Origin of the sequence: Agaribacter flavus (genome assembly GCF_042646125.1) — a bacterium.
Lineage (GTDB): Bacteria > Pseudomonadota > Gammaproteobacteria > Enterobacterales > Alteromonadaceae > Glaciecola > Glaciecola flavus.
Genome location: NZ_JBHRSW010000004.1, coordinates 182,418 through 194,822, shown reverse-complemented (window position 1 = coordinate 194,822; position 12,405 = coordinate 182,418). Strand labels below are relative to the sequence as shown.

General features: G+C 42.5%; 10 protein-coding genes. 6 read left to right on the top strand and 4 right to left on the bottom strand.

Features of this window, described 5'->3' with window-relative positions; translation table 11 throughout:
* The 3 genes from ACFOHL_RS00905 to ACFOHL_RS00895 are packed head-to-tail and all read left to right on the top strand — an operon-like array spanning position 1 to position 1,352.
* On the top strand, positions 1–588 hold the full coding sequence (locus tag ACFOHL_RS00905) for a Tll0287-like domain-containing protein (protein ID WP_376918317.1): 588 nt from the start codon (positions 1–3) through the stop codon (positions 586–588).
* Between the two features lie 21 nt (positions 589–609).
* Positions 610–921, top strand: a complete 312-nt coding sequence (locus ACFOHL_RS00900; protein WP_376918316.1) for a c-type cytochrome — start codon at positions 610–612, stop codon at positions 919–921.
* Between the two features lie 14 nt (positions 922–935).
* Positions 936–1,352: a globin family protein gene (locus ACFOHL_RS00895; RefSeq protein WP_376918315.1), complete on the top strand. Its 417-nt coding sequence runs from the start codon at positions 936–938 to the stop codon at positions 1,350–1,352.
* Between the two features lie 93 nt (positions 1,353–1,445).
* Here the strand turns inward: ACFOHL_RS00895 and ACFOHL_RS00890 are convergent, their stop codons facing one another.
* Together ACFOHL_RS00890 and ACFOHL_RS00885 are read right to left on the bottom strand one after the other, a co-directional pair.
* Positions 1,446–2,741, bottom strand: a complete 1,296-nt coding sequence (locus tag ACFOHL_RS00890) for a Xaa-Pro dipeptidase (RefSeq protein ID WP_376918314.1) — start codon at positions 2,739–2,741, stop codon at positions 1,446–1,448.
* A gap of 98 nt (positions 2,742–2,839) precedes the next feature.
* Positions 2,840–5,281 carry a TonB-dependent receptor gene (locus ACFOHL_RS00885; RefSeq protein WP_376918313.1) on the bottom strand — a complete coding sequence of 814 codons (2,442 nt, stop codon included), beginning with the start codon at positions 5,279–5,281 and terminating at the stop codon, positions 2,840–2,842.
* 204 nt (positions 5,282–5,485) lie between these two features.
* Here ACFOHL_RS00885 and ACFOHL_RS00880 point away from each other — a divergent pair, with 204 nt between their 5' ends.
* Positions 5,486–7,078: a tetratricopeptide repeat-containing sulfotransferase family protein gene (locus ACFOHL_RS00880; RefSeq protein ID WP_376918312.1), complete on the top strand. Its 1,593-nt coding sequence runs from the start codon at positions 5,486–5,488 to the stop codon at positions 7,076–7,078.
* 20 nt (positions 7,079–7,098) lie between these two features.
* Here the strand turns inward: ACFOHL_RS00880 and ACFOHL_RS00875 are convergent, their stop codons facing one another.
* Positions 7,099–8,022, bottom strand: a complete 924-nt coding sequence (locus tag ACFOHL_RS00875) for a LytR/AlgR family response regulator transcription factor (protein WP_376918311.1) — start codon at positions 8,020–8,022, stop codon at positions 7,099–7,101.
* A 118-nt stretch (positions 8,023–8,140) separates the two neighbouring features.
* On the opposite strand from ACFOHL_RS00875, the gene ACFOHL_RS00870 reads away from it, so the two are divergent.
* The gene (locus ACFOHL_RS00870; protein WP_376918310.1) at positions 8,141–9,337 is read left to right on the top strand and encodes an acyltransferase family protein; all 1,197 of its coding nucleotides are present in this window, start codon (positions 8,141–8,143) and stop codon (positions 9,335–9,337) included.
* 58 nt (positions 9,338–9,395) lie between these two features.
* Here ACFOHL_RS00870 and ACFOHL_RS00865 read toward each other — a convergent pair whose 3' ends face one another.
* Complete coding sequence (locus ACFOHL_RS00865; RefSeq protein WP_376918309.1) at positions 9,396–10,535, bottom strand: hypothetical protein; 1,140 nt, start codon at positions 10,533–10,535, stop codon at positions 9,396–9,398.
* A 276-nt stretch (positions 10,536–10,811) separates the two neighbouring features.
* On the opposite strand from ACFOHL_RS00865, the gene ACFOHL_RS00860 reads away from it, so the two are divergent.
* Positions 10,812–12,395, top strand: coding sequence for an FMN-binding glutamate synthase family protein (locus ACFOHL_RS00860; protein WP_376918308.1), 1,584 nt, complete (start codon positions 10,812–10,814; stop codon positions 12,393–12,395).
* Positions 12,396–12,405: the final 10 nt, after the last annotated feature.

The following is a 12,405-nucleotide window of genomic DNA, read 5'->3' as shown; positions in this document are numbered from 1 at the left end:
ATGCACTACGCAAAAGCACTTATCGCGACTGCAATAGCAGGCAGCGTACTCACCATTACCGCTTGTGGCGGGAAAGAAGAAGCAAAAGCAGGTATTGAGCCAAGCGTTTTTACTGATTCCTTATTTGCTGTGATGAAGTCAGATAGAACCAATTACACAAAGCTAATCGTTCAACGTTTGGGGCCAAACAAAGGTGGATTCATCAAACCAGATGAGCATTGGGAAGATAAAACAGATGGTGCCCCATTACCCGCACAGATGTTCAGATATGGCGCGGAAGGTGTGGCAGAAGTAACCGATAAGTTCACGTATTCATTACAGTCTTTGTGGCCCGTAAATAAACAAAATGCACCAAAAACACCGCTAGAAAAAGAAGGCTTAACTTACATTGCAGATAATCCAGGCGAAAACTTCTACGGTGAAGAAGAGTTGGGTGGTGTGACTTACTTTACGGCAGTATACCCTGATGTTGCGGTTTCGCCGGCTTGTACCTCATGTCACAATGACCATAAAGATTCTCCGAAGACCGATTTTAAAATCGGTGAAGTCATGGGTGGTGTAGTTATCCGTGTCCCATTAGACAAATAAGTATAGGGGGAGACTATGCACTTGGATAAAAAGGTAGTTACGGGCATTTGTTCGCTACTTGTATTAAGTGCGTGCAAACCCGCAGAAGAACATCCCGGTAAAGCAATTTGGGAAGAAACCTGCAAAGTATGTCACTCGGTTGGGCTTGCGGGTTCACCCAAATTTGGCGATGTAAAGGCTTGGTCAAAGCGGATAGCCCGTGGCAAAGAAAGCCTCTACCAACATGCATTGGAGGGGTGGGGAGATATGCCTGCCAAAGGTGGCAATCCTGCGCTATCTGATGAACAAGTAAAACTAGCTGTGGACTATATGGTCGCAAACAGCAGCGAATAACTAAGGATAACAAAATGAATACACAAACTATTGAATTGGTGCAAGGCACTTTTGCCAAAGTGGCACCTATTGCAGAAACGGCTGCGGAGCTTTTTTATGGCAAGTTGTTTGAACTTGATCCGACTTTGAAATCATTATTTAGTGGTGACATGAAGGAACAAGGGGCAAAATTAATGAAGATGATTGGTACGGCTGTAAACAGTCTGAACAATCTTGATGCATTGGTGCCTGTTGTGCAAAGCCTTGGCGAGCGCCATGTTGGCTATGGAGTAGAGGACAAACACTATGATACGGTTGCTGAAGCGCTGTTATGGACACTTGAACAAGGCTTAGGCGATGACTTTACTGATGAGGTAAAAGCTGCTTGGGTAGAGGTTTATACGGTATTGGCAACGGTCATGAAAGAAGCAGCAGCTGAGGCTACTGCATAGAAAAACGTAGTTTTAGCGAATGCGCGGTTGACGCTGCGTATTCGCTAAACTAGAGTCAACAGACCTAATCTTCTACATCTAATCGCGCAGAAATCATTTATCTTGCTTGTAAACAACTCCGTCTTTCATTACAAACTTAATTTCTTCCAATAGGCTAATATTTTTCAAAGGGTTACCTTTGACCGCGACGATGTCTGCTGCTTTGCCCACTTCAATACTGCCGATCGTGTCTGTATGCTTCAGTAGCGTAGCAGGATTGATGGTTGCCGCTTGGATTGCTTGTAAAGGTGTCATACCAAATTCCACCATACGAGAAAACTGCTTTGGGTTGTCGCCATGCGGGTAGACACCTGCATCACTGCCAAACACCATATTTACACCGGCATTGACGGCTTTGCGGAAGTTATCACGCTGCTTTTTACCCACAGTTCGTTCCTTCGCTAAGCTTTCTTCTAAGATACCGGCCTTTTCTCCTTCACCCAAAATGTACTCAGTGACGTAAATATCCATTGAGAAGTAGGTGCCCTTTTTTTTTGCTAATTTTATTGCTTCGTCATTCAAAAAGCTGACATGTTCTACAGAGTCAACCTCTGCTTTGATTGCGGTCAAAATACCATCCGTTCCATGGGCGTGTGCAGCGACCGTTAAGCCGCGCATATGTGCCTCGTCAATGAGCGCGGCCATTTCTTCAAAAGTTAGCTGTTGAACACCTACTTTTGTTCCTTTTGATAATACGCCGCCAGTAGCACAAAACTTGATAACGGAGGCACCATATTTGATATTTTCCCTTACCTTCTCCCTTACTGCCCAGGGACCATCAGCGACTCCCCCTGCTTTGGCCTTATACAAATAGGGGAGAAGGTTATTGTCACAATGTCCACCAGTCACACCGATAGAGCGTCCTGCAACAAACATTCTAGGACCAATAATATCGCCATCATTGATGGCGTCACGTAATGCAACATCAGCAAAGCCAGGCGCACCGACATTGCGAACCGTTGTAAAACCTGCAAGTAGGGTCTGCTTCGCATGTTTGACACCGGTGAGAGTCACTCTGGGCAGTGATGATGATAAGCGCTTGTATCCATGTTGTTTGGCATCAGAGGTAAGATGCACATGCATATCCATTAAGCCAGGTAACAAAGTATGACCTGATAAATCAATAGTATTTGCAGGTAGACTCGATGGCTTGGTTTGGATACTGACGATTTTTCCTTCAGAGATTTCTATTAAAGGCTGCTGAATTAACTTTCCCGAATTGACGTCAAGCATGGCATCTGCCAGCAAATATTTGTTAGTAGCTAAGGCATTACCGTTAAGCAAAAAACATACAATAGTGCTGAGTAAATATGTGAGGGCTTTGGATTTGGTGAGTTTGATGCTGTTCATGTTTCACTCGTTTGAATTGGTAAAGCTTGTGTGAAAGAAGACAATGATAAAAGCGGCAAAGAAAATGCCGCTTTTATCAGATTGCTCTTGTCTTTGATTTAGTCAGAGAAGGTATAAGTGAATCGCACACCAAAGGTTCTGGGGCGCAAAACATTGGTAACGAAGCTTCGCACACTCGCACCATTTACCGTTTGATTACTTAACTCTGTGCTTTGTACACCGGTTTCTGCAAACTTATCGAACAGGTTGTTCGCATATGCGGTGACCGTCCAGTCATCAGTAATATAACTGATACCTGCGTTCGCTACACCAAAACTCGGCAGTGTAAAGCTACTGCCATATCCAGCAGTACGCGATAAAATATCACTTTGCCAAGCAAAATCAGCGCTATAAAAGAGCTCGGCATCATTTGACAGTTCTTGCGAATAAGTTGCAGAAAATGAAGCCTGGGTTTCGGGTGAGCCGGGTAAACGGTCGCCTTTTCGACCATCAATAAAGCGCGTAGTAAAACCCGGTGGTTCGATTGAACGCACCAAAGACGGTACGTCTGCAGAAAGTTCACTCAACACGCGGCTAAACGAGCCGTTTAATCTTAGGCCATCTGCAGCAAGCCACTTAAAGCTCATCTCAAAACCTTTTGATTCTGCACCGTTGGCATTAATTGTAATGGGGACAGACGCATTGACTGTGGCAGACGAGAGTTGATTGTCTTCCCAGTCAATTTGATATACAGCACCATTGACAGTCAGCAGACCATCTAGCCATTGACTCTTAATACCTAGTTCATGATTTCGCGTGGTATCCGGACCATAAGCTCTTTCGTCAAACTGTGCAAAATCGTTTGGACCTGGGCCAAATTGTTGTCCAGGTGCTAGGTTACAGTTTCCTTGAGGGGCATCTGGATCGTAATCAGGGCAGGGGCCTCCGCCATTTACGCCACCGATTCTAAAGCCTTCACTGATGGTAAAATATAGGTTTATATCATCAGAAATAGCATAGGAAGTATTAAATTTGAATAGTGAACCATCATCATTTTGTCCAAGCGTAGGATCAAATTCACGTGCTTCTATTTCATCCAAGCTGGCAGCAACAAATCCGGGATCAAATAAAGGAAAGTCAACCGTTTGCTGGCTTTGTATTGCATATTTATAGTGACGTGCGCCAATTGTAACTTGCCAGTCGTCGGTAATTTGGTAAGCCAATTCGCCGTAAAATGCACGTTCGGTTATTTTTTCTGAACTAGCAGAAAAGTACTCTAAGTTATCTGGGCGATCAAAGCCTGCAAATTGGGCGTAGCCAGGCGTGAATTCTGCTGAAAATCCGACATTTTCCAACTTATTGTAAAACCAACCGACAATCCATGTTAGGTCTGATTCATACGTAGATACTAGCCTGATTTCCTGATTAAATGTTTCTTCTTCTTCCTCTTCTCTAGTAAAAGCAGTAAATGTTGGGAAGGTCTCGTATGAATACTCTAATGAAATCAGCAAATCAGTTTGATCACGTTGTCCCGTCTCTTCATAGTTTGAAGAACCTGTAGCAGAGGTCAGCTCAGCAAAGCCCAAGTCCGCCACGATTTCTAATGCAAGTAAATCGGTACTTTCGTCATTCGGCTCGACTACGCGTTGCGCATTTTCAAAAAGACCGGTAGGCAGCTCTCCGCGATGACTGGAAATCGTTCTTCCCTCATTTTCTTCATCCTGAAAATAATAAGTTAAGTTAATGTCTACCTCATCAATAGGCATCCATCGAATGCCTACTTTTCCGGTTAATGATTCTTGGCCATTTACGTCTTCCTGAGGTGCAAGCTGATCGCTGCCTCTCGGTGAGTCCGGTTCCGACACACCAATTTCTCTCACTATAAACGGTTGGTCAATAAAACCTGGGTCGTCATAACGATCTAACGCAGCTCTGAAGGCAAAAGAATCTGAAAGCGGTAGATTCAACGTGATACCAAAATCATTGCCTAAGTCATCACTTTCACTCGTTTGAAAAAAGTCACCCCTAAACGAATACTCTGTTTCGTCAAATTGTGGTTTTTTTGGAATGTAGCGAATTGCGCCACTCAAGGTGCCGGCACCATAAAGTGTACCTTGAGGTCCAAGTAGCACCTCGACTCTGTCTAGGTCGGTAATCCGTAAATCTATCGCTAAGGGAATTTCACCTAAATAGGTTGCAACGGTACCACCTTGATCTGAACCACTGCCTTGACCTAGAGGATCAGCATTGATACCACGCACAATTATGGGGTTACCATTACGTCCCCCTTGGTCAATTGCGACGATGCCGGGAACAAAACGAAGCAGCTCAGATACATCCCCAACGCCTTTTTGTTCAAGTTGCGCGCCATCTAGTGCGGCAATGTTAATCGGTACGTCTTGCACCGAGCCGGCGCGACGGGTAGCGGTGACGGTAATCTTTTCGACTTCTGCGAGTTTGTCTTCGTCTTGCGCCATGGCTGGCATTGATATTGCGGAACATGCGGTAGTCAGTGCCATCGCTCTGACAATTAAATTGGGTGCAAATATGCGGTTAATCATTTAATCTCCCTAGTTTCAACGAGATACACTTTTATTTGTTATGTTTAGATAAATAATCTGGCTTTGAGTGTTGTAAGTGCGTGTAAGCTGACTACTTGTCTGTGTCCTCAGCTTGCAGTGTCGCTATTCAAACGGGTTTTGTCAATCCATGAATAGTGTGGATACAAAGTTGAACTGAACAGTTTTTTCGATGAATGGAGTACTATGAACGATATTGATAGAGAAAAAGTGGAAGCTCACCTTCTATTAATGGCCCAGGGAAAGTACGAACAAGTGCACGCCAGTGCTATTGCGCTTATTCATAAAAATACACGTGATCCATTGCCTTATTTTTTGTTGGCAAAACTCTGTTTAGATCACCAAAACTATAAAAAAGCCGCAGAGCTTTTTGAAAAGTCCTTGATGTTAGATATGCAAAACGAGTATGCCTTGACTTACTTTGCGCAAACTTTGACTAAGTTAGGTGAGCATGCTCGTGCAAGAGAGTACCTAACTTTGGCTGAAAAGGGGCAAGCTCAATCGGCGCATTTATGTGACACTATTGGTGTGGTTCACAGTATCACGGGTTTTCACGAAAATGCACTGCCATGGTTCAGAAAGGCTATTCAACTTGATCCTGAACCAGTCAATTACCATTTCAACTTAGCTGCCTCATTGCAGTTTTTGGGCAAGTTTGAAGATGCAGAAATAGCTTACAAAAGTGTTCTGCGTCGACAGCCTAGTCATTATCGTGCTTTGTCCGCACTGGTGAGTTTGAAAAAACAAACTACCCAAGACAATATTGTCGATCAACTGCAAAAGAATTTTGAGCTATACGACGACAATCCAGATGCTAAGTTGCATTTGGGTCATGCATTGGCCAAAATATATGAAGACTTAGGCGATTACAGCGAAAGTTTTACATGGCTGCGTAAAGCTAAAGCTGACAAGTTAAAAGCATCGTCTACGCTCGATTATAAAAAAATATTTACTGCGGCCAAAGGCACGGTTTCTAAAGACACGGCTTTCAGGGGCTCGGCGTCGCAAAGGCGGTTTGACATAAATGATAATGAGGCGCTTCGGCCTATTTTTATTGTTGGGTTACCACGAACAGGCACAACCTTAGTTGACCGTATTCTTTCTAGTCATCAGGCTGTGACCGCGGCGGGAGAGTTAAATACCTTCGCAAACATCGTTAAAAAATTAGCGCAAACACAGTCAAATTTGGTCATGGATACGGAGACCTTTGATGCTTCAAAAAAACTAGATATGGATGCGATTGGGCAGATGTATCTAGAGGCTACTGCTGAACTGCGCCGCGCATCACGTATTTTTACCGATAAGATGCCCCTAAACTTCTTTTACGCCGGATTGATCCACCAAGCTTTACCCAATGCTCGTATTATCGTGCTTCGTCGGCATGCTATGGACAGTTGTTTAAGCAACTATAGACAGCTATTAACTGTTCAACATGCATATTACAACTACACTTATGACATTAATAGTATTGCCGAATTTTACCGTAGTTTTGATGACTTGATTTGCCACTGGCGCCATCATTTGCCTGCTGAGCGTTTTTTAGAAGTGCATTACGAAGACATTGTTTTTGACCAGGTCAAGCAAACTAAACGATTACTGGATTTTTGCGGATTGGATTGGGACGAGGCTTGTTTGCGTTTTCACGAAAACACAGCCGCAGTATCAACTGCAAGCTCTGTACAAGTGCGTAAGCCTTTGTATTCTGGCTCTATCGGGAGGTGGAAGCGCTACGGCTCCCAGCTTGATGAACTAAAGCTTGTATTGGGCGATTTATTGTAGGGTGAGATAGAGTTGGGCTCTCATATTAGGCGCTGTTTAAAATTTTCTCGGTAACGCCTTGATAAACCGAGTGTTTTAGCATTTTTCATATGTATCTCGCCGTCTCCACTTGGTAAAGGTGATACACTTGCCACAAAGCTGAGGTTGACGCCAAACGAGCGGTGAGTCTGGACGAAGCCTTGTTCAGATAATCGCTCAAGAAGGCCAGAGAGTGTCGAACGTAGTGGGTAAATCCTTCCGTTTACATGCAAGTTTACATAGTTTCCGACTGATTCTAACCATTCGATATCACTGGTTTTTACGATAAACTCCTTGTCCAATTTTTTTACCAAAAAGTATTGAGGAGAGGCTGTCGAAGTGGGGCTATGTTTTGGCGTCTCAGCATTTTCTACACTTTTTACACTTTCAGTACTTTCTGCATTATCTGCTTCTTGAATGAGATTTGCCTCTCCTTTAAGTCTTTCATATATTAAGGTGAATGCATAGTAGACGCCCATAAACCAGTTGAAAGCCATGAAGTCCTTACGATACTCGTAAATAAACTCAGTTACCGTATCACCAAAGTCATAATTCGCGCCTGCTAGTGAATAGATCATTTGTCGCATTACTATCATCAAACCTACATGTAATACAGAGTATGTAACTGATGCCAGCGCTTGCTGAGCTAGCCAACTAGGGATGTTTGCAAAGTTGCGGTGGCTACGGCTAAACCACCAATACAATAAGGGGAGCAACAGAACAATGCTGAATGCACTAGTGTATTCCCAGACAAAGGGTTCCCAAATTTCAAAAGTAGGGATCCGCTGATTTCGTGTTGACTCGGTTATCTTCGAAAATACATTGATAGAGTTGTTAACAAATATATAAATCGACAGTGCTACCCAGCTATATATTAGTGGATGCCTATCGAATCGCTCAAAAAGACTGGCTTGCTTGTTTTTCATCCCTGTGTTCCACCGCTTATCACAGAGGCCTGTAGTTTAGGCACTTTGGACTTGGTATTCGTAAATCTTGCATGCAGTGTACGCAAATAAACTGGCATTGCAAATAAGGATTGAATGCGTGAAAAAAAAGCAAACAAAAGCCCATGTATCAAATAGACAGATTCGGCGGTATGACATTGATTGGTTGAGAAATTTAGCGCTCTTACTGCTTATTTTTTACCATATAGGAATGTACTACGTTTATGAATGGGAATGGCATATTAAAAGCGATACACAAAGTGCTGCGCTACAAAACATCATGGTATTTAGCAGTATCTGGCGAATGAATTTGTTATTTTTTGTTTCTGGAATCAGCATAGCACTTATCAAAAACAAGTATTCAATGCGAGATCTCGCTAAAACCAGATTTATGCGCTTATTTTTACCTTTGATTTTTGGTATGTGCTTCATTGTGCCGGTGCAGGTCTATTACGAGTTCAGTGCACAAGGCGTGTTCGAACAATACGAGGATATTGAACACTATGGGGTATTTTTGCTGAGTTATCTGAATATAAACACTGATTTAGCTATTGAGCGACAAAGCATCATCGGTTTGTATACTTGGAATCACTTGTGGTATTTACTTTATCTATTCGTTTACACAGTAGTCTTTATGGCTGTCGCACCGCAAGTAAATAAATTAACGCAAACAACAGTCTTTAAACACATTCGTGCGGTTCCATTCTTCTTAGTTTTTAGCGTCTACTTGTTAGTGGTTTGGGTGTATATTCGACCGAAGTTTCCTACTACTCATGCACTCATCGACGACTGGTGGAGTCATGTAAAGTATTTTCCGATTATGCTGTTTGGTTACTTGTTTGCTCACCGCTTAGATATTTGGAATACAATAATTGAAAGAAGACGCATATTTGTTTATGTAGGTTTAGCCTGCTATGCCTTCATAGTATTGGACCGAAACGAAGCTTTTCCCTTTATGGGCGAGGCATTTCAAAACTATGCGTTGGTTCAATTTGCCTATGGTTCGGTTGTGATTGGCGATATGTGGTGTTGGATACTTGCTTGTATCGGCTACGTCGGCCGGTACCTCAACCAGCCATCTGCACTGTTGAATTATGCAAATGAAGCAGTGCTTCCTTGGTATATTTTACATCAGAGTTTGATTATATTATTTGCTGCTAACTTGAGCCTTTTTGAATTTCACCCAGCTATTGAAGCTATGGGTATTTTGACGCTCACCCTTGTGAGTTGTTACTTGAGTTTTGCCTTAATACGCCGCGTGAAAGCGCTTAGGTTGGTGTTTGGCTTGAGGGTGTGAATTAGAAAAAATGGCTGTTTATATAAAGTCTTAAACAGCCATCTTTTCAAATTACGTATTAGTTTATCCCGAAGAATTTTAGAAGATCTGCACCATTTTTACGAAGACCGAGCGTCAATCCATAACTGTCTGGTCCTTCGCCTGCATTCAGTCTAAAGCCAATGAATATTGGTTTGTTGTCTATAAGTCTGTAATTTAAGTGGAATAAATGTCTTTTTTGATCCTTCATTGGAATTAAACAACCGGCCTCTTCAACATCACATGAATCGTCAAGCCTCATTACGCCATACTGCTCGAACTCTGCTCGCATGTAAGTCACTACAAAGTCTGGAATCGCGTTTTCTGATGCTTGAATGTCAGAGCGGTAATATCGATAGTTTAATCCATATCCCCAGTAGTCATTGACTGTATCCTGGTTAGCAAGCCGCTCTTCGTGATTCACGAAACCATATCTTAGGATCACGCCGAGATCTGAACGCCGGCTTTTACTTTTGAAGAAGCAACTTATTCCTCCAACACAGTGCGAAAATGAAGCGCGTAATCCGAAGCTTGCATCTAATGTATCTGATACTTGATTAAAACTTGTAGGTAGCTGAAATCCATTATTGTTCCCGTTTGGCGGCTCACCGTTTGGTGAGTCATTGCTTTCTGGTGTTTCGATGACACCAATTCCATAGAAAGATGCGAAAAATGTGGCATTTAATAATAGGTTTTTGCGCTTTTTCTCTTCTTTTTCGCTAGTGTCATAGAAATCATACCGACCATCAATATAGGCATCAAAATAGGGTTTTACATCGGTAAAACCTGCATTACTCCCGTCTTCATAGTCCGGTAGAAACATAGAGCCAAATTCGAATGTGCTGATCAGGTGGGTATCTGACTTGACCGTTTCCAATTCAAATTTTGGCTTTTCAGGTGTATTTGCTTCGTAGTATTTCTTTAAATATGTTTGAAATAGCCTTTCCTCTTCTTCCGTTCGATTATCTATTGTGACTAAACATGTGACGACTTTATTAATTCTTTTGTTGACGGCTGTTTTGTGACTTACCTTCCATTTGTCAAGGCTAGAGCCACTGGAAGCTGCAATTGGATTGTTAACTTCACATTTATGAAGTTGAGAAGATGGGGCGCCGTCATCGGCATATACATCGACCTGTGTAAATAGCGCCAATAAAATAAATAGCGAGAAATGCTTCATGTATGTGTTCCTATTTGGGTTTGTTTTTCTCGAACTAAGTGTAAAAAAAACAAATACCTCTCACCCTAAAGCTGAAAAACAGCCTATTGATTCTCGCGGAACAAAATAAAAATCGTTCATTTAGCTTTGGAATACCATAATTTACCTAGGTTTGACTTTCATAGCAGAACGATATTGTTAAAGATGAAAGTTTTTCAATATGCCCTAGGTCTTTTCAACAAACTAACTATAAACGCAGTATTGCGCCCCTCTTATATCAAATTTTGGACATCTTTTATGACGGTACGGCAAAAATTTATCGCTTTTGCAGTGATAGCAATAGGCACAATAGTAACGCTTTCAACAGTATCTACAGATTGGTTGTGGTTATTTGTCATTGTCGCGCCAATTATTGCGCTCGGTTTGTACGACATGTATCAATCCAGACACAGTGTACGAAGGCTTTACCCTGTTTTGGGGCGTTTTAGGTATTTATTAGAGTCATTTCGCGACGAAATACAGCAATACTTTGTTGAGTCAGATATCAGCGGCACTCCTATACCTAGGGAGTTTCGTTCACTCGTTTACCAACGAGCCAAAGGAGACAGAGACACGCGCCCATTTGGAACAATTTTTGACGTCAATCGTGATGGCTACGAATGGGTAAATCATTCGATTCAACCGAAGCATTTAACTGATTTGCATCCAAGAGTGAAGTTTGGTGGGCCGGATTGCACGCAACCCTATATGGCTTCGCCCTTAAATATTTCGGCCATGAGCTACGGTGCACTGAGTAAGAATGCGATTATGGCTTTAAACAAAGGTGCACAAATAGGAGGGTTTTCGCACAATACAGGTGAAGGTAGTATGAGTCCATATCACCTTAAACACGGCGGTGATATTGTTTGGCAAATTGGCACGGGTTACTTTGGTTGTAGGGATGAAGAGGGCAATTTCAACCCGAAAACTTTTGAAGAAAATGCTGCCAAAGATGTCGTAAAAATGATTGAGATAAAATTATCTCAGGGTGCAAAGCCAGGGCATGGTGGTATTCTTCCTGCGGCAAAACTTACCGAAGAAATTGCGGCTATCCGGCACGTGCCTATGGGGAAAGACGTTGTATCACCGCCTGCACACAGTGCATTCAGTACGCCGATTGAATTATTGGCATTTGTTAAAAATCTCAGAGAACTGTCTAAAGGTAAACCTATTGGGTTTAAACTGTGCATTGGTCGTCGAGACGAGTTTTTAGCCATATGTAAAGCAATGATTGAAACCGGCATATTACCAGACTTTATCACCGTAGACGGTGGCGAAGGTGGGACAGGGGCAGCCCCAACTGAAATGACCAACTCTGTTGGCACACCTGTCAAAGACGCACTTATCTTTGTAAATAATGCACTTATTGGTTTTGGTTTACGCGACAAAATTCGCGTTATCGCATCAGGAAAAATGTTTTCAGCCTTCCATATTTTGCGAGCCATGGCATTGGGTGCTGATGCTGTCAATTCTGCCAGAGGTATGATGTTATCCTTAGGTTGTATCCAAGCAAGAACGTGCAATTCAGATCATTGTCCTACGGGCATAGCAACCCAAAACCCGTCAAGAAACAAAGCGATCGTGGTGTCGGATAAATCACAACGCGTAGCAAATTTTCATAAAGAAACCGTGAAAAACTTAGTGGAATTGGTTGGTGCAGCAGGTTTAAATGGCATTCATGAGTTGGAGCCAAAGCATATTCACAGGCGCATAAAAGGGACAGAAGTAAAAAGCTATGCGCAATTGTATCCCACACTAGAAAGTGGTGCTTTGCTCAGCAATGAAACTACCCCGATTGATTGGCGCTTTGACATGGATATGGCCAATGCGTCCGCTTGGTAACAACTTGGTT

Excerpts from the sequence above, each read along its gene's own strand:
- ACFOHL_RS00890 (WP_376918314.1), bottom strand. The coding sequence starts at position 2,741 with ATGAACAGCATCAAACTCACCAAATCCAAAGCCCTCACATATTTACTC.
- ACFOHL_RS00885 (WP_376918313.1), bottom strand. The coding sequence starts at position 5,281 with ATGATTAACCGCATATTTGCACCCAATTTAATTGTCAGAGCGATGGCA.
- ACFOHL_RS00875 (WP_376918311.1), bottom strand. The coding sequence starts at position 8,022 with ATGAAAAACAAGCAAGCCAGTCTTTTTGAGCGATTCGATAGGCATCCA.
- ACFOHL_RS00905 (WP_376918317.1), top strand. The coding sequence starts at position 1 with ATGCACTACGCAAAAGCACTTATCGCGACTGCAATAGCAGGCAGCGTA.
- ACFOHL_RS00860 (WP_376918308.1), top strand. The coding sequence starts at position 10,812 with ATGACGGTACGGCAAAAATTTATCGCTTTTGCAGTGATAGCAATAGGC.
- ACFOHL_RS00880 (WP_376918312.1), top strand. The coding sequence starts at position 5,486 with ATGAACGATATTGATAGAGAAAAAGTGGAAGCTCACCTTCTATTAATG.
- ACFOHL_RS00865 (WP_376918309.1), bottom strand. The coding sequence starts at position 10,535 with ATGAAGCATTTCTCGCTATTTATTTTATTGGCGCTATTTACACAGGTC.
- ACFOHL_RS00895 (WP_376918315.1), top strand. The coding sequence starts at position 936 with ATGAATACACAAACTATTGAATTGGTGCAAGGCACTTTTGCCAAAGTG.